Annotated in this window: 18 protein-coding genes; 5 read left to right on the forward strand and 13 right to left on the reverse strand. The window is 60.7% G+C overall.

Translation table 11 applies throughout. The features are described from left to right. Positions 1-78 precede the first annotated feature (78 nt). Positions 79-924 carry an MOSC domain-containing protein gene (locus KUV52_RS03975; RefSeq protein WP_222524623.1) on the reverse strand — a complete coding sequence of 282 codons (846 nt, stop codon included), beginning with the start codon at positions 922-924 and terminating at the stop codon, positions 79-81. A gap of 130 nt (positions 925-1,054) precedes the next feature. Between KUV52_RS03975 and KUV52_RS03980 the strand changes: the two genes are divergently transcribed. Next, the gene (locus KUV52_RS03980) at positions 1,055-2,080 is read left to right on the forward strand and encodes an AraC family transcriptional regulator (protein WP_222524624.1); all 1,026 of its coding nucleotides are present in this window, start codon (positions 1,055-1,057) and stop codon (positions 2,078-2,080) included. Between the two features lie 90 nt (positions 2,081-2,170). After that, complete coding sequence (locus KUV52_RS03985) at positions 2,171-4,423, forward strand: PQQ-binding-like beta-propeller repeat protein (RefSeq protein ID WP_222524625.1); 2,253 nt, start codon at positions 2,171-2,173, stop codon at positions 4,421-4,423. 27 nt (positions 4,424-4,450) lie between these two features. Here KUV52_RS03985 and KUV52_RS03990 read toward each other — a convergent pair whose 3' ends face one another. Next, positions 4,451-6,688, reverse strand: coding sequence for a patatin-like phospholipase family protein (locus KUV52_RS03990; protein ID WP_222524626.1), 2,238 nt, complete (start codon positions 6,686-6,688; stop codon positions 4,451-4,453). Between the two features lie 77 nt (positions 6,689-6,765). Then, positions 6,766-7,662 carry a LysR family transcriptional regulator gene (locus KUV52_RS03995; RefSeq protein WP_222524627.1) on the reverse strand — a complete coding sequence of 299 codons (897 nt, stop codon included), beginning with the start codon at positions 7,660-7,662 and terminating at the stop codon, positions 6,766-6,768. Positions 7,663-7,748: 86 nt separating this feature from the next. Between KUV52_RS03995 and KUV52_RS04000 the strand changes: the two genes are divergently transcribed. Next, positions 7,749-8,183, forward strand: coding sequence for a PACE efflux transporter (locus KUV52_RS04000; protein ID WP_222524628.1), 435 nt, complete (start codon positions 7,749-7,751; stop codon positions 8,181-8,183). A 39-nt stretch (positions 8,184-8,222) separates the two neighbouring features. Here the strand turns inward: KUV52_RS04000 and KUV52_RS04005 are convergent, their stop codons facing one another. The 3 genes from KUV52_RS04005 to KUV52_RS04015 all read right to left on the reverse strand — a co-directional run bounded on the left by KUV52_RS04005 (position 8,223) and on the right by KUV52_RS04015 (position 12,057). Beyond that, positions 8,223-8,975 (reverse strand): SDR family oxidoreductase, encoded by a 753-nt coding sequence (locus KUV52_RS04005; RefSeq protein WP_222524629.1) that lies wholly within the window; start codon positions 8,973-8,975, stop codon positions 8,223-8,225. Positions 8,976-8,985: 10 nt separating this feature from the next. Continuing rightward, on the reverse strand, positions 8,986-9,669 hold the full coding sequence (locus tag KUV52_RS04010) for a histidine phosphatase family protein (RefSeq protein ID WP_222524630.1): 684 nt from the start codon (positions 9,667-9,669) through the stop codon (positions 8,986-8,988). Between the two features lie 216 nt (positions 9,670-9,885). Further along, on the reverse strand, positions 9,886-12,057 hold the full coding sequence (locus KUV52_RS04015; RefSeq protein WP_222524631.1) for a M3 family metallopeptidase: 2,172 nt from the start codon (positions 12,055-12,057) through the stop codon (positions 9,886-9,888). Positions 12,058-12,306: 249 nt separating this feature from the next. Between KUV52_RS04015 and KUV52_RS04020 the strand changes: the two genes are divergently transcribed. Beyond that, a complete protein-coding gene (locus KUV52_RS04020; protein WP_222524632.1) occupies positions 12,307-13,206 on the forward strand; it encodes a LysR family transcriptional regulator in 900 nt (299 codons plus the stop codon). Between the two features lie 54 nt (positions 13,207-13,260). On the opposite strand, the gene KUV52_RS04025 is transcribed toward KUV52_RS04020, so the two are convergent. The 6 genes from KUV52_RS04025 to KUV52_RS04050 form a co-directional block, all read right to left on the reverse strand. Beyond that, on the reverse strand, positions 13,261-15,249 hold the full coding sequence (locus KUV52_RS04025; protein WP_222524633.1) for an alkyl/aryl-sulfatase: 1,989 nt from the start codon (positions 15,247-15,249) through the stop codon (positions 13,261-13,263). 150 nt (positions 15,250-15,399) lie between these two features. Next, a complete protein-coding gene (locus KUV52_RS04030) occupies positions 15,400-16,131 on the reverse strand; it encodes a DJ-1/PfpI family protein (protein WP_222524634.1) in 732 nt (243 codons plus the stop codon). A 148-nt stretch (positions 16,132-16,279) separates the two neighbouring features. Continuing rightward, positions 16,280-17,233, reverse strand: coding sequence for a WavE lipopolysaccharide synthesis family protein (locus KUV52_RS04035; protein ID WP_222524635.1), 954 nt, complete (start codon positions 17,231-17,233; stop codon positions 16,280-16,282). 22 nt (positions 17,234-17,255) lie between these two features. Beyond that, entirely contained in the window at positions 17,256-17,507 is a 252-nt protein-coding gene (locus KUV52_RS04040) for a hypothetical protein (protein ID WP_222524636.1), read from the reverse strand. Next, on the reverse strand, positions 17,507-17,974 hold the full coding sequence (locus KUV52_RS04045) for a YaiI/YqxD family protein (protein ID WP_222524637.1): 468 nt from the start codon (positions 17,972-17,974) through the stop codon (positions 17,507-17,509). The genes KUV52_RS04040 and KUV52_RS04045 overlap by 1 nt, the downstream gene beginning before the upstream one ends. Then, entirely contained in the window at positions 17,967-18,782 is an 816-nt protein-coding gene (locus tag KUV52_RS04050) for a DUF2797 domain-containing protein (RefSeq protein WP_222524638.1), read from the reverse strand. Before KUV52_RS04050 ends, KUV52_RS04045 begins: the two co-directional genes overlap by 8 nt. Before the next feature lie 107 nt (positions 18,783-18,889). On the opposite strand from KUV52_RS04050, the gene KUV52_RS04055 reads away from it, so the two are divergent. Further along, complete coding sequence (locus KUV52_RS04055) at positions 18,890-19,804, forward strand: SPFH domain-containing protein (RefSeq protein WP_222524639.1); 915 nt, start codon at positions 18,890-18,892, stop codon at positions 19,802-19,804. A gap of 4 nt (positions 19,805-19,808) precedes the next feature. Here the strand turns inward: KUV52_RS04055 and KUV52_RS04060 are convergent, their stop codons facing one another. Further along, complete coding sequence (locus KUV52_RS04060) at positions 19,809-20,267, reverse strand: rhodanese-like domain-containing protein (protein ID WP_222524640.1); 459 nt, start codon at positions 20,265-20,267, stop codon at positions 19,809-19,811. Positions 20,268-20,327: the final 60 nt, after the last annotated feature.

The raw sequence follows: 20,327 nt of genomic DNA on the forward strand, positions 1-20,327 counted from the left end.
GGTTCCCTTTCAGGGTTTCGCTTGAGTGTAGTCAAGCAAGGATTGGCCCAACCTTGAGTTTGAAGGAAAAGCGGGACGTTAGCGTCCCGGCGTCGCTGTCAGACCATCGCCAACCGCAATGGCGGCCGCCTCACCCTCAAGCAAAATCGCATTGCCTCCGAAAAACGCCCCTGACTTCTCGAGCGGGTTCAGGCTTATCAGGGTTTGCAGCGGCTCTTTGGGGTTGGGCCGGATCCCCTGCAATTGATCCACCGTCACGACCGGACAGCGCTGGCAGGGCTTTCGGATCGCCAGGGTGTAACCCGGGCCGGTCAGGCGATGATCCTGCAGTTCACGGAAGGGGGCATCGAACCGATCCACCACAATATTGGCCCGAAACCGCTCCATCCCCACCGGGGCTTCACCTTTGGCCACCAGCGCTTCATTCAACGCTGCCAATGAGGCCTCACTGGCCACCAGATAGGGAAAGCCGTCAGCAAATTCGGTGTGGGCCTGCTCTGCGCCCTCCAGGTACTTAGCCTTAATGGGGCGGGACTCTGCCCGGTTAAAGCGCACCAGACGCAGAGGTGCACCACGGTATAGGCCCAGCAGGGCGGTGAGCCACTCAGAGGCCGCTCTGCCCTCATCAAACGCCATCACGTCGCTTTGCCACAGCGATACCGGAGTCAGGGTGGTCAGATCCCGCTTCAGGGGAAGGGTGAGCGGCGGCTGGCCGGGGTGGGTGATCACCAGAGAGTGCGCATCCAGAACCGGGATCAGTGTGGCCAGTTGCGGCAGCTGCCTCTGAGTCACAAAGCGCCCCGCCTGGTCCACCAGCATCCAGTGACGGTCCCAGGGCAGGCCGGTGACGTCTAGCGTGCTCCGGGTCAGACGGATCCCCGCCAACGCTTTCACCGGGTAGATGGTCAGTTCCGTGATGATCATTTCAGCCGAAAAGTCCTGTGGTAAAGCGTCATAGCATACACGCACATCGGGATTGGCTCGTGATATTGTCACTCTCTGGGGACGCTCCCCCGGCACGGCATCGGAAGGATTCGGAATCGAGCATAAGGATATGGACAGCACTTACACCACCCTGGCCGCCTGGGCCATCGCCATTGGCGCCACCCTCAATGCCACCGGCCTGGCACCGGAGCCGGTGTTTGCCCGGGCTGGGCTCAATTACGAACAGATTAAGCAGTCGCCAACCGAACGTATCCCCATCGAACGGATGACCCGGCTCTGGAATGAGGCAGTGGTCGCCTCCAATAACCGCGCTTTTGGGCTGGGGGTGGCCGCGCATGTGCACCCGATGCACTTTCGGGCGTTGGGGATGTTGACCGTCACCTGTCAGAACATTGAGCAATCGCTTCGGAAGATCATCCACTACCACGCCCTGATCAGCGATGCCGTCACCCTGTCGCTGACCGAGGAGCCCGGGCGCCTGGGCTTCAGCATTGAGGCCCGAGAAGGGGTCACCATCAGCGATGCCGCCATCGACGCTTTCTTTTCCGTCATCCAGAAGTTCTGCATGGATATGGTCCATGCGCCCGGCCTGTTGCAAGAGGTGTGGCTGCGTCGCAGCGCCCCGCCATCCACTGAGCCCTGGCTGCAACACTTCCAGCTGCCGGTGCGATTTGCCCAGTCCCGAAACTGCCTCTGGCTGACCCGCAGTGCCCTGCAGATGGACTCTTTGCACAGTGACGCCCATATGGCGGAGCTGAACGAGTTAGCGGTGGTTCAGTACCTGCAGCAGATGCAGATTCAGACTCTGAGCCAGCGCTGCCGTAGCGCGATCCAATTTTCGGCTGAGGAGGGCGCTCCCACACTGGAAACCGTAGCGCGCGCCCTCCAGCTCTCCCCCCGCACCCTGGCCCGAAAGCTCAAACAGGAGGGGGTGACCTTTAATCAGTTGATTCAGGAGAAGCGTCGCGTCTTGAGTGTCCACTATCTCACCCACTCCGCTGAACCGATCACCAACATCGCGCTGAGTTTGGGGTTCCGCGATACCAGCAACTTCAACCGGGCCTTTCAACGCTGGTTCAACACCACCCCAAGCCAGTTCCGGGCGTCGCAAAGCCCAGACACAGTAGCGGGGTAGTTTGAGACAAGCATTTGGCAGTCAGGGACAGGGCAGCCCCACCAGAGCGCTTTAGGATGGAACATTCCAATCGAAAACCTGGTGTGGAAGATGACAAAGCGAACAATAACGACAAAACAACAACATCGCGCCAAGGCCCTGCTGTATCCAGCGGTCTTGCTGATGCTCAGCGCCTGTGGAGGTTCCGATTCGTCGGAAGCGCGCATCGATTACGGCCCGTTGCACGGTCAACAGGCCAGTGTGCCCGGCGATCCCGCCGCCAACCTGATACCTGTTAACGGAAACACCACGGGGTTGCTGCAGCAACTGGACGCCAGCCGCGATCCCGAATCCGGCGGGCTCAACCCGGCCCTCTATCTGCTCCCCACCCGCAGTCCAGCCTCACTGCCTGAGCATCAGTGGCAGCCCCAGGGGATTCCAGAGCACCTTTCTCCCGCCACTCTCGGAGGGGAAGGCGCTGGCTTTTATGCGCTGCACGGCGACACCCGAAACAGCGATGAGGTGATCGCGGTTGCCGCCCCCACTCCCCAACTGAACTGGATCGCGGAAACCCACCTGCTCAGCTACGAGGGCGGCGTATTCGATCGCCAGAGCAATGTGTACGTGGTGCCGGTGGATCCGGTGGAATCGGTTTACCTCTACTCGCTGGATGGTCAGAGCGGCGAGCGGCGCTGGTCTTTGCCCGGCACCCGAATCGGTCAGGGCGGCGCGCCCTTGATCCTGCCCCGCACTCTCGGGGCCGATGATGACGTCATCTACGTCGGCAGTTACGAGTATCTGACGGCCATCTCCCAGTCTGGCGAAGTGCTTTGGGACGTCGCCACCGGCCTGACCGCACCGGAAGGTGCCGGCCATATCGATACCCACAATTTCGGCGTGAACTACCATTCGGAGCTGGACGCGGTGGTGGCCCTGATGGCGGACGGCCATCTGGTGGTCCATGACCGCCAGACCGGCGCCCCTATGGCTGAGCCGTTCTCGCTGCCCGGCGCCCCGACCCTGCCGATGGCCTACCAAACCGATTACTCTCAGCTGGAGCCCTTTGTTCACGGCGGTCTGAGCCGGTTGTTCAGCGACACCGCCACCTTCTTCGATGTGCTGACCATGGTGCTGGGAGGCGGTTATGAGGTGGCCAACTACTTCAGCATCGACCCCAATACCGGCCGTATGCTGATTGGCGCCACCGCGCCGGACGAGGCTGACGGCGTCACCGACGGCTACTCCGCCTATGGCGCACTGTTTGCCGTCACGCTCGACGCAACGGGCCAGGCCCGGATTGAGTGGCGCCGGGACTTTGAAGGAGGCACAGCGGCCACCCCAACCCTCTCGCTGGACGGCAGCCGGGTCTATACCGCCGATGCCACCGATCAACTGCTGGCCATTGACGCCAACAGCGGCGAACTGCTCTGGAGCCAGCCAACCGGCAGTGGTCAGGTGGTGGGTTCCGTTGCGGTTTCCCGGGAAGGGGGAGAGATCTTCGCGTCCACCGCAATCGACATCATCAAGTTTGTCGAGATGGGCGATTGCGCCGGCAACGGCACCACCTGTGGCGAGCCCGTTTGGGTCGCCAACTTGAGTGACACTTTTGATACGTCGCTGCTGCAACAAGCCACCCCGCAGGCGCAGGTCTATCAGCAGGTGTTCAAACCCGCCTTTGAAGCGTTCTACCACGCCATCGGCGCCAGCGACTTCACCTTTACGCCTTACACCGGAAACATGGTTCTGGCCGGGATAACCGGCAATGGTGTGGTGGCCCAGGTCGGCTTTGGTTACCTCAACACCCAGGGCAGGGTGATGCCGTTGCAGATCAGCCAGGTGCTGCTGGACCGTGAAACCGGCGAGATCCGCGCCGCCACCCCGGGTGTGGAGGAGAGCGTATCGGTAATGGCAACCGCGCCAAACGGCAACCTCTATATGAGTAACTCGGCGCTGCGCCGGGTTCTGAATCTGGGCATCCTGCGGGCGGTAGGCCACCAGACCAACAATCCGATGCTCAAGGTGGTTGGCAGCGAAACCATTGGCGGCATCGCCCAGTTTGCCCAGCCCGACGGGCGTCACTGGCAACTGGCCAACGAGATCGTCGCCGTAGCCACAGGCCGGATGGATAACCTGATCGACAGCACCGCCTCCCACTCCTCTGAGGCGGTCTCAATGGAGATTGCCCGATTTAAGGTTCTGCTGAAGCAGTATCAGGACACTCTGACGCTGGCCCATCAGGCCGGTGAGGTCAGCGACAGTGAGGTCGAGGAGCGGGTGTCGTTGCTGGACACATTGATGGCGCTGGAGGAGGGCAATCTGCAGGCAAACCGCCCCCTGCTGGACGGCTTGTCTCTGCAACAATAAGCGTCAGTTAAGCCCGGTTCGCCGGGCTTAAAACTGCTTGCCAATAAACAGGTAGAAGCTGCTGTCGCCGGTATCCGCCTGGCCAAAGGCCAGCGCGGCCGGGCCGATGGCGGTTTCCATACTGACAAACACACTGCCCGCATAGATAAGGTCGCTGAGGGAAACATCGTCCTGAAGCAACCACACGTTACCCGCCTCAAACGACGCCCCCAGGAACAGGGGCCAGGTGATCCCCAGCACGTCCCGGCTCAGGTCATAGGTGTAGATCCCGCCCAGCAGCACTTTGTGGCTGCCAAACAGACTGTCCTTGGAGAATCCGGAGAGGTTGAGGAAACCGCCGATGGAGGTGAAGTGGGCCAGGGTCAGCTCATCTTCACTCAGGGTTTCAAAGCTGGCCTTACCAATAAAGTTATGTGCCCCGAAGTGGGTGGCGCCAGCCCACTCCAGCTCATACACCCAGAAGTTATCCCGCTGCCAGGGCTCATCGTCAAAGGCCCCTTTGCTGCTGCTGTTCAAATGGCTGAGTTGGGCAAACCAGCGCTGCCCCTGACTGGGGAACATGGACTGATCGAGGGTATCAAAGCCGATCCCCAGTTCCGGACCATAGAACCAGTAATCCCCCAACCGGCCGATGGTGTTACTGCCAACGCTGTGGTACTTGCCATCCTCATACCGGTAAGCCAGTTGCAGTTGAGCATTGCGCCCAAAGTTGATGCCACCGCCCAGTGCAACGCTGGAGCGGGTCTGCTCAATCCGGACAAAGGGGAACTCCTCTATCTGTTCAAAGGCGTTCCACTCTTTGCTCTCCACATCGGCCATGGCGATCACGTAGAAACGCTGCAGATCATCAACCGGCTGATACCACTCGGTCGCCAGACGGTTGAGGGTCCCCAGGTTGGCCTCAGTCCGCCACTGGCCCCCGGCGTTAAACAGATTGTTGACGGTCAGCGCCGCGTCCAGGGAGAGGTCCAGCTCCCGATCCAGGTTGTCCTCAATTCGCAGCCCCATATCAAACACGTTGGGGCCCCAGTTCTTGCCCCGGGTCTGCACCACCAACGCCTGCCCGTCATGGGTGTCCACCAGGAAGGCATCCACCCGCTCAAACTGATTAAGCGAATAGATCCGGGCGATCGCCTGCTCTATCTGCTGCTCATCCAGAACATCACCGGGCTTTACCTGCAGCACATCGCGGATCACGTCATCTTTCACCCAGCTCTGGTTCTCCAGTCGCACCGCCACCACCGGTGCGTCGGTCTCCAGCCACACCGAGCGATTCACCTGTTTGGCCAGGTGATACTGGTTGTAGTCCTCTTCCGTTACCGCCCAGCGCTTCAGTTCCGCAATGTGGGCCAGCGCCGCGTTCTCCCCTTCCGGGATCAAACCGGGCATAGCCTCAAACTCACTGGTGCCGATTCCCCGGACATCGGGCTGGATCAGGATGTCATCCGGCCCCATCAGGGCAACCTGCTGATCACGGGAGAGGTTGGTGAGGTAGCCACTGAGCTGGTCGAGCACATTAAAGACGGAGTTGAGTTCGTCCCTGCCTTTCAGCGGTGCGCCAATGTCGACGGCAATCACCACATCCGCCCCCATCGCCTTGACCACGGAGACCGGCATATTGTTCACCATGCCGCCATCCACCAGCAGTTGACCATCCCGCTCAATGGGCGCCAGGGCGCCGGGTACCGTCATGCTGGCCTGCATCGCCTCCAGCAGGTTGCCGCTGTCGAGGATGACCTCACCACGGTCAGTCAGGTCCGTAGCAACAAAGCGCACTGGAATAGGCAGCATATCGAAATTGGGCACCTCGGGGATGGTACCGATGGAGCGGCGGATCAGGGAGGCCATGGTCTGTCCCTGCAGCGCGCCCCGGGCAAAACGCAACTCGCCTTCCCGGAACCCCATTTTGAGTTCGATCGGGTAGCTGTCGTAGAACTGCTTGTCGCGGTAACTCAAATCCTGGCGGGGGATGTCATCAGAGAAGCCGGTGCTGAAATCGAGGGAGAGCATGATCGCTTCGATCTGATCGGCGGAGTAACCCAGCGCATAGAGCCCGGCCACATAGGCACCCATGGAGGTGCCTGCGATGTAATCCACCGGGATGTTGTGCTGCTCCAGGATCCGCAATACCCCAACGTGCGCCGCCCCTTTTGCGCCGCCGCCGGAAAGCGCCAACCCCACCTTGGGGCGGTCTGCCGCCCATACGGAAGTGCTCAATGCCAGCCCCAGCACCACTCCCCAAAGTTCAACCCAACGTCTGCCCATCCTAATCCCCTGGATGAAAATCTCGCCAACAGTTTGCTTATTCTAGGTAAACAGTGACTTAACGAGAAGGGAAGATCTCAGCTCCGTGAGGTCTCTTGGTGGAAGCAACCGCTGACCGCCTCTTTCAACCAGGTCAGCGCCGGGCCTGGCCGGGCCCCTCTGGGCAGCACTCTGTCTACTGGCGCCCGCCACGGCTGATGGTCAAACACCACCGGCAGAGTCACCAGAGTGCCCGCCGCCAGCTCCTGAGTGATCAGATGCAGCGGGACATAGCTCCAGCCCAAGCCCTGCCGGGCCAGCTCCCTGAGGAGAAACAGGTTATTGGCCCACCACAGTTGCGCCGAGATGGGGGGCACCTGGTCCAGTCCGCGACCATCAAACCCTTTCACCATCAACTGGCGGTAGATGCAGAGATCCGCCAGTTTCACTTCGGACAGCCGGGCCAGAGGATGCTGCGGGCTGGCCACCACCACAAAGGGCAGATCCCCAAGATAGGTGCTGTCGATCTCGTCATGAAAGGTCAGGGAGGAGAACATCAACCCCATCTGGGCTCGCCCCTCCGCCACCAGAGAGAGCACATCGGAGCTGGCCACCGCGTTCAGGGCCAGCGAGGTCGCCGGGAAGCGCTCGGCAAACTCCGCCAGCACCGGCTCAATAGCGGGCACCATCAGAGCCTCGTCCACCGCCAGTTCCAGGGTGGTTTCCTGCTCCTGCTCCAGCGCCGCAGCGGCAATCTCCAGACTGCGGGCCTGGTTCAGCACCACCTTGGCGTGCGCCAGCAGGCTCACCCCTTTGGGCGTCAGCTCCGGTTTCCGGGTGCGCCGGTCAAACAGCTCTACGCCCCAGTCGATCTCCAGATTGGCAATCGACTGACTGACCGCAGATTGCGCCTTGCCAAGACGCCGGGCTGCGGCGGAAAAGGAGCCCTGCTCTGCCGCCGCCACAAATATGCGCAATTGCTCGAGGCTATACATATCACCAAAACCGATAGTTACTAACTTTGATTAATCATATAGACAAATAGAATGTGCGCATTCTGTTTTTGTTGAGAACCCGAGTCATGACCACCCGTGAACGCCTTTTTCATAGCCTGATGTTTGAGTTGATCGCCTTGGCCATCGTGGTGCCCGTCGGCATCCTGTTTACCGGCGCCGGAGCGGGGCATATGACCGCGACGGCCGTGGCCCTGTCATTGGCGGCGGTAGTCTGGAACTACATCTACAACCTGATGTTTGACCGGGTCTTTGGCGTTAACCGCCTCGGCCGGGGCTGGGGCCTGAGAGTGGGGCACGGCATGGGGTTCGAAGCGGGTCTGCTGGCGGTGACCATTCCGGTGCTGATGTGGAGTCTGGATCTGAGCTTTATCGACGCACTGATTTTGGACATCGGCTTTGTGGTGTTCTTCTTGATCTACGCCATCATCTACAACTGGGGCTACGACCAACTCCGCGCCCGACTGGAGCGTCAGGGTCGACTGGCCCCTCTGGGTCAGTAAGTAGGATAAAAGTAAGGGGCCATCCGGCCCCTTCTTGTTTTAACTGAACTTACGAAGCTGGGAGAGGGGCATCAGTTTCAGCAGGTAGCGCATCACCGCCCAGGGCCAGGTGGGCACGAACACATTGGCCCCCTCCTTTTCAATCGCCCTGACCATCGCCCGACAGCCGGTTTCGGTGTCCACGATAAAGGGCACCTTCTCCACCTTGACGTTGATTTCGCTGCGGATAAATCCGGGATGCACCGTGGTGACCTTAATCGGGGTGCCCAGCAGGTCGATCCGTATCCCCTCCGACAAACTGGTCAGCGCCGCCTTGGTGGCCGCGTATACGGTCATGGCACGGCGAAACCCCCGCACCGCACTCACCGAGGAGATGGTCACCAGATGGCCCGAGTTCTGGGCGCGGAACTGGCTAAGCGCCGCTTCGCACTGTGCCAGAGCGGCGACAAAATTGGTTTCGGCGGTCTGCCGGTTTGCCTCGAAATTACCGGTGCCCAGTGCCGCGCCTTTGCCCATGCCCGCATTAACGATCACTCGATCCAGCCGCCCGCCAAAATCCTCAGTGAACCCCTGAAACACCTCAAACACCTGAGCGTGATCGTTCACATCCAGCGGGCGGATAAACACCCGGATATCGGGGTAATCCCGCTCCAGTTCCGTTTTCAGTTCCTCTAATCGGTCCAGACGGCGGGCGCAGAGCGCCAGGTTACGGCCCCGTTTGGCAAACTCGATCGCCATACCGCGCCCCAGTCCTGAGCTGGCGCCGGTAATCAGTATGTTCTGTCGGTTCATGAGCATCCTGTCATAGTGTGGTAATCCATTCCGGCCGTCCCTCAAAAGCGGCGTGTTCATTGAGGCTCACCAGCCCCCAGCCCGCTTCGTCGGGCACCAACTTGGTGATACCGGCATTCACCAGTCGGGCGTTGATGCTGAACAGCTCCCGGGGCTCCAGCCCCAGCAGAGTCTGGGTCACCACCGTAATGGGCCCCCCAGAGGTAAACACCCAAATCGGCCCGGCACCCGGTGTTGGCAGTCCCGCCAGCGCCATCTGCACCCGTGCCCGAAAAGCCTGGGCACTTTCAACATAGTCGGCGTCGTGTTCGCCACTGAGCCATCGTGCAAAGGCCGCCTTCAGCTCCGAATACACAAAGGCAGCGGGGTCAGCTTGTGCCCCCATGGCATCTCGCAGGGCAGAGATCTCGTGATACTCCGGGTTATAGGCACTGAGGATCTGGCGGTGGTCGTACTCGTTCCACTGGGGCAGCGTCTGCCACTCCAATCCCAGCCCCGCCCCCGTCAGGCAGTGCTCTGCAGTCTGCTGATGGCGCCGGAGTGCACCGCAAATTACCGCTGCCGGTTTGACACCCCGTCGGGCCAACTCCGCTCCAAGATGCGCTGCCTGCTGACATCCCAGCGGCGACAACTCGTCGTAATCCTCGGCCCCCGCACTGGCCTGGCCATGTCGAATCAGGTAAATCGCGCTCATGGTACCCCTCAAAAACTTTGCCGGTGTTTTCACCCTTTTCAGCGTACGGACACTGCCACCATCCGCCGCAAAAACCAGCATGCCCGCCAGGGACAGCCACTGCAACCCGGCAAGGTCAAACCCCCTGTGCAATACAAAAATACAGCCCCAAACATCAGATTCCGTTCAATAAAAAAGCCCGCCGGATGGCGGGCTTTCACTCAGGTCACTCAATGCTTATTTGGCCAGGGAGATGCCACGGCGGATAAGCAGCGCTTCGGTGGTCGGCTCATCGCCCTTGAAGCCCTTGTAGGTCTCCATCAGGTCCTGGCTGTTGCCCATGGAGAGGATCTTGTCCCGGAACAGCTGACCGCGCTCGCGGGTCAGACCACCGGTGTCGCGGATATGGGCGAACGCGTCCGCCGCCAGAATCTCACTCCACAGGTAGGCGTAGTAACCGGCGGAGTAACCCCCCGCAAAGATGTGGGCAAAGTAGGTGGACTTGTAGCGCGGCGGGATGGCATCCAACTTCACACCATGCTTCTCCAATGCCTTGGCTTCAAACCCGGCAACACTGTCGATCTTGGCGTCAGCACTGATGGTGTGCCACTCCATATCCAGCAGGGCGGAAGCCAGGTACTCCAGGGTGTCAAAGCCCAGGTTGAACTTGCTGGCCGCCATCACCTTGGCCAGCAGATCCGCCGGGATCGGCTCGCCGGTTTCCACGTGCTTGGCGTAGTTGGCGATCACCTCGGGGTGCACTGCCCAGTCTTCCTGGAAGGTGGAGGGGAACTCCACAAAGTCACGGGACACGTTGGTGCCTGCCAGGCTCGGGTAGGTCACGTCGGAGAACAGACCATGAACCGCGTGGCCCATCTCATGGAACATGGTGGTGGCTTCGTCGAAGCTGACCAACTGGGGCTGACCCTCACCGGCCTTCTCGATGTTCATCACGTTGACGATAACCGGCTGGGTGTTGAGCAGGTGGGACTGGCCCACGAACACGTTCATCCAGGCACCGCCACGCTTGCCTTCGCGGGCGTAGTAGTCGGCGTAGAACAGCGCCATGCTCTCGCCATCCTTATCGAAGATCTCATAGACCTCCACATCGGGATGGTAGGCCGGCAGATCAGGACGGGGCTTGAAGGTGATGCCGTACTGGCGGTTCATGGTGTAGAACACGCCATCTTCCAGCACCTTGTCGAACACAAAGTACTTGGCCACTTCACCGGCATCCAGGTTGAACTTCTGCTGACGCACCTTTTCGGCGTAGTAGAGCCAATCCCAGGCCTGAACTTCACCCTCAATGCCATCGGCAGCCATCATCTTGGCGATGTCGTCCGCCTCTTTCTGAGCGTTGGCCACCACTTTCGGCACCATGGAGCCCAGCAGGTCCATCACAGTGTTCGGGTTCTTCGCCATCTGGGACTGCAACTTGTATTCGGCCCAGTTGTTGAAACCAAACAGCGCGGCTTTCTCTGCACGCAGGGTGGCGATCTCGGTCAGGATCGCTTGGTTGTCCGCCTCACCGGAGGTGGCACGGAAAGCGGAAGCTTCCCACAGACGCTGACGCAGTTCGCGGTTTTCCAGGCTGGAGAGGGCGGCTTGACGGGTGGTGTTGGTCAGGGTCAGCAGGTAGCCCTCCTGGCCCCCTTTCTCTGCGGCGGCCTTGGCGGAAGCGATGGCGCCCTCAGAGAGACCGGCCAGTTGAGCCAGATCGGTCACCAGTACCGCGTTGCCCTGGCTGGCTGCCAGCAGGTTCTGGCCAAACTGGTTGGTCAGCTCGGACAGCTTCTTGTTCAGTTCACGAACCTTCAGCTTCTGCTCCGGAGTCAGATCGGCACCCGCGCGAACAAACTGCTCATAGGTCACTTCGGTCAGGCGCTGGGCTTCCGCATCCAGACCCAGCTCGGCGCGATGCTCATAGATCGCTTTTACCCGCTCAAACAGCTTGGCGTTGAGGTAGACGTTGTCCTGATGCTCAGCGAACTTCGGGCCCATTTCGGTTTCCAGGGCGCGACGAGCGTCGTTGCTGGTGGAGCTGGACAGGTTGTAGAAAACCATGGCAGTGCGAGTCAACAGGGCACCGCTCTTCTCCATCGCAACTAGGGTGTTCTCAAAAGTGGCCGCTTCCGGGTTGTTGGCGATGGCGTCGATCTCCGCCATATGTTCCGCCATGCCCGCTTCGAAGGCCGGCTTGAAGTGCTCATCGGTGATCTTGGTAAAGTCCGGCGCCTGGTACTGCAGGGTACTGGCGTGCTTAAACGGGTTGCTGTCCGGCAACTGGGCCGTCTGTGCGACCACTTCAACAGCGGTGGGGGCTTCAGCAACCGGTTGGGTGGGAGCATTGTCGGAGCAGGCGGCCAGACCCAGCACAATGCTGGAGGCCAGCAGAGTTTTACGTAACATTCTGTCGATCCTTGTCGTTAACTGCGGGCTGACCCAGCACCGAACTGCGGTGCCTTGCCGACAACCCGAAACATGAGTGAGTTGTTGTAGTTAGCGTTTTGTTGCGCACTTTCGGCAACGTGTCCGACACATTATCTCAACAGCCAGCCACAGTTAAGTCACGGAAGTAACAAAGTGTGTTTTCAATCCCTTGCGTCCAATCGTCCGCTCGCCGACTATGGGACTCATTCGCCGTAAGAGCCGCCCGCTATGACCGCTTTCGACTGGAACCTGATACCCGTTTTTCTGGAGACCTACCGATGGCGCTCCTACACCAAGGCCGCGGAGGCGCTGGCCATGACCCAGCCCGGTGTCAGCGTGGCGATCAAGCGGCTGCAGAATCAGCTCGGCACTCCCCTGTTTATCCGGGAAGGTCGCGGCATCACCCCGACCCAGGCAGCGGTCCAGTTGGCTCGTTCGCTGGAACCCGCGATGGCCAGTGCGCAACAGGCGCTCACCAACCTGCGGGAGTTCGACCCCCTTCAGCCCCGTACCTTTATCCTTTCCACCGATGAAGTGATGACCCACCACCTGCTGGGTCAGATAGAACATAACGAGGCACTGGGCGCCTGTCGGCTGCAGCTGGATCTCGCGCCTCATAGCGAAACCGAACTGGTGGAGCGAATGCTGCTCAATAAGGTGGACCTCGCCCTCGACTTTGATGGCCTGAACCACCCCACCCTATCGATGGAGCCCCTGTTTGAAGATGAGATGGTGCTGATCTGCCGCGACGGACACCCCAGAGTGCAGGGGTCGGTCGACAAGGACCAGTACTTTACTGAGGAGCATGTGGCCCTGAAGATCCGCCGCTCCGGCCGATACGCGGCGGACTACTTTACCGACACCCCGCTGATTCAGAGACGGATCCGCTGCGAGTGCGACTCCCTGCTGTCGATGATGGGGCTGGTCTCCAGCAGCGATTGTCTGGGTGTAGTCACCCGCAGCGTGGCGGACCGCTATGCCGTTGGCTTCCACCTCCAGCTGCTGCCGATACCCTTCCCCTCCCGCCGGGTCCGGCACGCCATGTACTGGCACCAGAGTCACACCCAGGACCCGGCCCATCAGTGGCTTCGGGCGCAGGTTCGGGCAATGTGCGGGAGTAATAGCTGAAAAAAGAACGCCCCCGGGACCGAGGTACCGGGGGCGTTTTATCAGGGCCCTGACTTAGCGGGACTGAGTGGGCATGGGCACGATATCGAAGTCGCTTTCAAAGGTGTCCAGCACCCCTTTCAGCTGCTCCAGATACTTGGCCTCGCCCTCAATCTTGGAGACCTCAGCCAGTGCCACCTGGCCCAGCAGCACCCGGGTCAGATCCTGCTTGCTGACGCTGAGGGTCAGGTCCGCTTCTACCGGCTCCGCCAGCTGGATATTGGCCATGTTGGCGTTGCTCACCTCGCCGTAGTACACCTCGTTGAGGTCCGGATGAATCAGCTGGAAGCTGAAGTCCAGGTTCGCGGCTTCCGCCTTCGGCCCATTCAGACGCACCGCCAGGTAATCCAGCAGCAGGCCGGTGGGGGTGTTGGCAATCACATCCGGCGACGCCGCTTTCAGGCTCTCGGCCACATGGCCGGTGCGCAGCTCATACGCCCCCTGCAGGTAGCTGTTTCGCCACGCCATGGTTTCCGACTGGTAACCCTGCTGCTCGTAGCTGTCCGCCAGCAGATTGCGGGCTTTTGCATTATCCGGGTCACAGGTCACCACATCGTTCAGCAACTGGCTGGCCTGTTGGTACTCACCCGCTTCAAAGTGGCGTTTACCGGCCGCCATCAGGGTGTCAGCGCCCGCCGCTTCCACGTAGGTGCAGGACTTGTCCTGAGTGGCCAGCGGATTGACGTTGACCGGGTTCATATCGTGGTAGCCCAGGTAGAGGTTCACTACCGCACGAGCATTATGGCTGTAGGAGCCGTGATAGCCGTTGGTGTGCCAGGTGTTGAACTGGCTCTCGGGCACAATCTTCTCAATGGCGCGACCCACATCATGGATGGTCACTCCATGGTTGGCCAGACGCATCGACTGGTTGTGCACAAAACCGTAGTTGTCCCGCTGCAGCGTCAGGTAATCACTGACCGCTTCCTTACCCCAGACCGGGGCAGAGTGCGCGGCGTGGATGTTGTCCACCTTGCCACTGTCGACAAAGCGCAGCTTCAGCTCGGTCAGGTACTTGGTCCAGACCAGAGCGTCCCGAACCTTGGCGCCACGGAAGGTGTAGATGTTGTGCTGGCCATCGTAGGTCAGCTCCGCGGTGTTGAGGCTGCGGTACTTGGGCAGGTAAGCCACCATCTCAGCAGGCGCTTCCGCACCGGGCATATTGATCAGCAGGATCTCCAGGCCATCGATGGTCACCCAACGCTCCCGCTCGCCGATCTCCTCAGTCGGCGCCACCAGGGTCACCATGCCATCGGAGGTGCCCAGGCCCAGGGCGTTATCCACGATCCCTTCGGTGCTGTTGGGCAGGGTGGTGCCGTACTGGTACTGCGCACGGCGCCCCATGGCGTTACCACCAATCATGTTCTCGTCCGCCAGCTCCTTGAGGAAGCCATCGGGGGCCAGGATCGGACCGCTGAAGCTCTCATCAATGATGCCGCGGGAACCACCGAAGTGGTCGATGTGCATATGGCTGTAGATCACCCCGGTGATGCGGTGCTCACCGTTGATCTTGGGCAGGTGCTGCTTGGCAAAATCCCAGGCCGCTGCCGCCGCTTTGTCGGACAGCAGGGGGTCGTGGATGACGTAGCCGTTGTCAGAGCGGTAGATGGTCATGTTAGAGAGGTCCGCCCCCCGAACCTGGTAGACGCCATCCGTCACCTCGTACAGGCCACCCGCCGCGTAGTTCAGCATCCCCTGACGCCACAGTGAGGGGTTCACCGTCGGCGGCAGATCCTTCACGCTCATGGCGTCCATGTAGTCGAACTTGGCTTTCAGTTCACCGGCAGCATGAGTGCCGAACTCGGCGATCAGGCCACGCTGGGTCCGCTCAAAGGCGGTGGTGTCCTTCCAGGGCAGCTTTTTGGCCAAAGCGGCGTTGGCCGCGATGGTATGCTCGCTGGCGGGTTTCCCCTGGTAGTTTTCGATGCCCACCATGCCATCGGCCAGAGCCGGCAGAGACAGGGCAGCGCAGAGAGACAGAGCGACAACAGACGGTTTTGCAGACATGAGCGTCCTCCAGAAAAGACTCCGTTCAATCGGAACGGCGGGATTTCGTTGGAGGCAGTATGCAAAACCGTATGGTGTGGATGCAGTCGGCTTCGGCTATTTCAGACATAACTAATGGTTATGTTTAACGCCACCGAATCCCAACTGATATTAGGAAGCCGTCCCCCAGGTAATGGCAAAGGGATCGTTATCGGGGTCGGGGTTCCAGGGGTACTCAGCGATTTCGGCAATCTGCCGGGCCACTGCCTCCCCCCGCAGTTCGGCAATCAGAGCCAGTGCCGCATCCGTTCCGGCCGATACCCCGGAGGAGCTGGTCAGGTTGCCGTCCTGTACCCAGCGGGCCCGTCCCTGCCAATCGGCTTCAGGAGCCAGTGAGGCGACCCAGGAGAACGCCGCTTTATTGGTGGTGGCGCGTTTGCCATCCAGCAGCCCGGCCTTGGCCAGCAGGGCGGCACCGGTACAGACGGACAGCACTCGCTCACTCATCAGCGCCTGGCGGCGGATCAGCTCGATCAACTGCGGCTGTTGCACCAGAGAGCGGGTGCCCAGGCCACCGGGCACCAGGAACAGATCCAGCGGCTCCAGTTGTTCGAGTGGTCGGTCTACCACAACTCTGGGGCCCTGAAATGATCGGGCCACGGAGCCAAGGCCAATCAGCTGGATCTCCACGTCCGCCACATGGCCCAGCATTTCGACCGGCCCCTGCAGATCCAGGGTTTCGTAATCATCAAAGACCAACGCCCCAATCCGATAGTGACCCGGTGTCACCTTTCCGGCCTGGCGCTCCTGAATGCGCAGTTGCGGGGCTTCCGCCGCCCAGGGCTGCGCCGCCGCAGCCAGTGTCGCCGCCCCCATGGCGGCCATAAATCCTCGTCGGTTCATCGTGTGCTCCTTCTGGCGTAATGGCGTTTGAGAGGCTCGCCAAAGCACACGGTTCCCGCCAATTGCGCTGCAATCCGGAAGAACCAAAACCGGCTCACAGGCCGGTACCGAATAAATGAATCGAATTACGGTTTCGTGGATTCGCCGTTCAGCGTGGTGCGCCGTCCAGCAAACGGGTTTTCAGCCAACTGAAGGGCAGCTTGGCCAACCGGCGACGTCCCATCTCCCGCCAGAATCGCTGACTGTCCAGCGGCAGGGTGCCGCCGCAATGGCGATTGTAGAGTTCACACCACTCATGGTGGGTAAACTCATTGACCCGCTTTTTGCTTCGCAGTGAGGCCTGACGCAGCCCCAGTCCAATCTCTGAGGGTTCGTCCAGCAGCAGGTTACTGGCCACAAACTTATCCCAGTAATCGTGCGCCGCCGCATCCCCCGCGACCCGGCGATGAATCATCGGTGCTTTGGGGTCCAGTGCCAGCATCCAGAGCTGGCAGATGACCTGCTCCGCCTCCAGGGGCACCTGCCCCCGCTTCAGCTTGTGGAAGCCATCCAGCAAATCCCCGGCAAAGGGTTGCTCCTCAAACAGCGGCTGGTCCCATATCCTGAGCAGATCTTCCGTGCGGCCGTAGTAGAAGAAGTCGCTGGGGTGGTAGAGGATCCGGTGGCCCTTGGAGTAGCGCCGGAACAGGTTGGCGTTGATCACCACCCGCTCAGCGAACTGGGTGAAATCGGGATGGCGCAGGGGGTAGTCCTGCTGCCGCACAACGAACTGACTCCCGGACAGATAGTTATCAGAGCGCAGCTTAACGGCGTAGTCAGTACTGACTTTTCTCAGCCCCTCACGGGTAGAAACCAACTGGCGGTGGTAGTTGCGGGGGCAGTAGGGATCGGCGTTGGAACCCGGATCCTCGCTCTCCACCAACAGGTCGTAATCAAGCCCGGAGAGATCCTGGCCCGGCCAGGTGGAGAGAATCAGCGTGGCACCGGGAAGGTGTTCACGCACGCTGTTGAGGCAACGCTCGGTGATGCCCGCTTCCATGCCCCGTCCCTGATACGCCTGTACCGGTCCCTGTACGACGACACTGATCTGCTCAAAGGCCACGGCCTCTCTCCTGTTCCTGGGGTTACTTTACTGAGACTTTGCCACCCACCATCTTAAACGCCGGGGTGCCCCGCACCAGGGTGTCCCGGGCAAACTGGCTGCCGCAACCGGGGCAGATCCCCGGCTCGGTGGTGAAGTCCTCGGTGATGCGCTCCTTAAAGCACTTCACCAGCGCCCCCTTGCCGCCCTTGCGGTAACGGTAGAGCGGGGCGCGGCAGCGGGCGCAGCGGATATCGACAGTGGTGCTTGGGCCCTTTTTATTGGGTTTGGCCATCAGCCCTGACGCACCGCTTTGGCCAGGTAGCGATCCAGCGCGTTGGCAAACGCCATCCGTTCGGTCTGGGACAGAGGCGGTGGCCCACCGGTCTGCACGCCGCTCGAGCGCAGGGTGTCCATAAAGTCGCGCATATTGAGCCGGGCCCGGATGTTGTGGACCGTATAGAGCTCACCACGGGGGTTGAGCGCCACACCGCCCTTCTCAATCACCTCGGCCGCCAGGGGGATGTCGGCGGTCACCACCAGGTCCCCCTTTTTTACCCGACGCACAATTTCGTTGTCCGCCACATCAAAGCCCGCCTCAACCCGCAGGGTGCGAATATGGGGGCTGGGGGGCACGGACAGCGGCTGATTGGCCACCAGCAACAGCGCCAGCCCGGTGCGATCCGCTGCCCGGTAGAGAATCTCTTTGATCACCTTGGGGCAGGCGTCCGCATCCACGTAGAGGCAGGGTTGCTCAGTCATGAGAGACCGCCACTTCGTATCCGGTGAACTTGCGGATGTTGATAACGCCGGTGTCGAAGATCAGGTACTGCCCTTTGATGCCCTGCAACACACCGCTGACTTCCGGCTTCTTGTCGAAGTTGTGGGACGCGATCTTGCTGGGGTAAAGGTCCACCGGGTAGTCGATATTCACCACCGCTTCATCCAGGCGTTCAATGGCGTCCACGCCAAATTGTGCGCCCAGCGCCGTCAGCTTCTCCTCAATGGCGGGCAACAGACGCTCCGCCTCCGCTTTGAGATCGATCGCCTCACCCGCCCCTTTGAGCATGGCGCGCCAGTTGGTCTTGTCCGCCACCAGTTTGGCTAGCTCGACCTCTACCAGACCGGAAAGCTGACGGGTTGCCACTTTCAGAATGGGCAGCGCTTGCGTCGCCCCCTGATCCAGCCAGCGGGTAGGCACCTGGCTGTGACGAGTGATGCCCACTTTTAGCCCGGATGTGTTTGCAAGGTAAACAAAATGGGGGATCATGCAGTGCGTTTCACCCCACTCGGGCTCCCGGCAGGTGCCCTGAGCAAAGTGACAGGTCTCCGGCTTCATGATGCACATGTCGCAGCGGGCCAGCTTCTTCATGCAGGGAAAGCAGTGTCCCTGTGAGTAGCTTTTGCTGGTCTTGCGACCGCAGGCGTCACAGTAGATGTTGCCGGTGAAATTCAGGGTCAGGGATTGGCCAATCAACCCGTTGAGCGGCAGGCGGTCGTCGCCCACTTTCAGTTGATACTGAGCGGGCTGCCCCAGTTGGGCCGCCATTTTGGAGAGGGTGCCTTGCATGGCAAGCGTACTCCTTGGGGAAAAACCCCAGTGTACCAACCCCCGCCAGCCAATCCCAAGGCCCGCCCGAGCAAAACCCGTTTATCCATTAAGGAGTGTCCAGGTTCATGGAACTAAACAGCAGCAAAGCCGGTCGCAAACTGGCCTTTCTCATCCCCCTCCTCGTGGTTGGCGCCATGCTGGCCGCCACCGGCGCCGCCTTCTACACCATTGATGAGGGCCACGTCGGCATCGTCAAACGCTTTGGCGAGGCCAGGGAACAGGTCAACCCGGGGTTGCACTTTAAGATCCCCTTCGCCGATACGGTTGAGGAGCTGGAGATCCGCACCCGCAAAAATCAGGAGCGCCTGAAGGCGGCGACTCATGAGCAGATGCCGGTGGAAGCGGAGGTCTCAGTGAACTGGACCGTTAACCGCAGCGAGGCGTTTGAGCTGTTCAAGCTGTACGGCGGTCTGGACCAGTTTGAATCCCGCATTCTCGACCCCCGCCTGCGCAGCGCTGCCAAGGAGGCACTGGCCAAGTACAAGGCGGAGCAGATCATCCAGACCCGCGGTCAGGTGATTGCCGACATCGAAGCGGAGCTGCTGGAGACGATGCGGGAGTTCCCGGTCAAACTGGACAGCGTGCAGATTGAGAACCTGATTCTGCCCGCCAAGTACCTGCAGAGCATCGAGATCAAACAGACCGAAAAGAACCTCGCCGCCGCCGAGATGCACAAGCTTGAGCGTCAGAAGCTGGAGGCCCAGCGGGAAGTGAACACCGCAGAAGCCCAGCGGGATGCGGAGAAGGCCCGTGCAGACGGTGCTGCCTACGCCATCATCACGGAAGCGCAGGCTCAGGCGGAGGCGATCCGACTGACCGGTGCCGCCGAAGCGGAAGCGATGCGCCTGAAAGCGGAAGCGCTGGCCAACAGCGCCCGTCTGGTGGAGTACGTGAAGGCCCAGCAGTGGGATGGCAAACTGCCCTCCACCGTGATGGGGGAAGGGCAGTCAGTGTTGTGGAACATGCAGGAGAAGCCGTAACGGCTCAGAATGGCAGGTCGACGCAGCCGCAATCCTCACCCACGGATTCGTAGAAGGCGGTGATCCCCCCTTCCAGGCTGACCACATTCTGCCACCCCATCGCCATCAGGGTGTCCGCAGCCAGCCGGCTGCGGGCGCCACTGGCACAATAGACTACGATGGGCGCGTCCTTGGGCAGCTTGTCCCAGGCTTTAAACTCCAGAAACCCCCTGGGGATGTGAATCTCGCTGTCGGTGATGGTGCGACCCTGCTCCCGCTCAAACAGACTGCGAACATCCAGTACTGTCAGCGGTGCGCCCTCTGCCAGTTTGGCTCGCAACGCCTCCGGGCTGATCTCCTCAACCGCCGTTGCCTGCTCCGCCAGATACTGGGCTTTGTCGCTCTCCTCTGCCAACGCCCGGCCAACCAAAACCGTCGCCAGCAGTACACCAATCAAGGTAAGCCATTGCCATCGTGGTGCCATGTTCACTCCTTATCCATTGGGGTCAGGCCCAAGCTACTTCACTGTGCGTCGCAGGCCAAG

This window comes from Ferrimonas balearica (assembly GCF_019802055.1).
Classification (GTDB): domain Bacteria; phylum Pseudomonadota; class Gammaproteobacteria; order Enterobacterales; family Shewanellaceae; genus Ferrimonas; species Ferrimonas balearica_A.

Coding starts and splice junctions, on each gene's coding strand:
- KUV52_RS03975 (WP_222524623.1), bottom strand. CDS start 924: ATGATCATCACGGAACTGACCATCTACCCGGTGAAAGCGTTGGCGGGG.
- KUV52_RS03980 (WP_222524624.1), top strand. CDS start 1,055: ATGGACAGCACTTACACCACCCTGGCCGCCTGGGCCATCGCCATTGGC.
- KUV52_RS03985 (WP_222524625.1), top strand. CDS start 2,171: ATGACAAAGCGAACAATAACGACAAAACAACAACATCGCGCCAAGGCC.
- KUV52_RS03990 (WP_222524626.1), bottom strand. CDS start 6,688: ATGGGCAGACGTTGGGTTGAACTTTGGGGAGTGGTGCTGGGGCTGGCA.
- KUV52_RS03995 (WP_222524627.1), bottom strand. CDS start 7,662: ATGTATAGCCTCGAGCAATTGCGCATATTTGTGGCGGCGGCAGAGCAG.
- KUV52_RS04000 (WP_222524628.1), top strand. CDS start 7,749: ATGACCACCCGTGAACGCCTTTTTCATAGCCTGATGTTTGAGTTGATC.
- KUV52_RS04005 (WP_222524629.1), bottom strand. CDS start 8,975: ATGAACCGACAGAACATACTGATTACCGGCGCCAGCTCAGGACTGGGG.
- KUV52_RS04010 (WP_222524630.1), bottom strand. CDS start 9,669: ATGAGCGCGATTTACCTGATTCGACATGGCCAGGCCAGTGCGGGGGCC.
- KUV52_RS04015 (WP_222524631.1), bottom strand. CDS start 12,057: ATGTTACGTAAAACTCTGCTGGCCTCCAGCATTGTGCTGGGTCTGGCC.
- KUV52_RS04020 (WP_222524632.1), top strand. CDS start 12,307: ATGACCGCTTTCGACTGGAACCTGATACCCGTTTTTCTGGAGACCTAC.
- KUV52_RS04025 (WP_222524633.1), bottom strand. CDS start 15,249: ATGTCTGCAAAACCGTCTGTTGTCGCTCTGTCTCTCTGCGCTGCCCTG.
- KUV52_RS04030 (WP_222524634.1), bottom strand. CDS start 16,131: ATGAACCGACGAGGATTTATGGCCGCCATGGGGGCGGCGACACTGGCT.
- KUV52_RS04040 (WP_222524636.1), bottom strand. CDS start 17,507: ATGGCCAAACCCAATAAAAAGGGCCCAAGCACCACTGTCGATATCCGC.
- KUV52_RS04045 (WP_222524637.1), bottom strand. CDS start 17,974: ATGACTGAGCAACCCTGCCTCTACGTGGATGCGGACGCCTGCCCCAAG.
- KUV52_RS04050 (WP_222524638.1), bottom strand. CDS start 18,782: ATGCAAGGCACCCTCTCCAAAATGGCGGCCCAACTGGGGCAGCCCGCT.
- KUV52_RS04055 (WP_222524639.1), top strand. CDS start 18,890: ATGGAACTAAACAGCAGCAAAGCCGGTCGCAAACTGGCCTTTCTCATC.
- KUV52_RS04060 (WP_222524640.1), bottom strand. CDS start 20,267: ATGGCACCACGATGGCAATGGCTTACCTTGATTGGTGTACTGCTGGCG.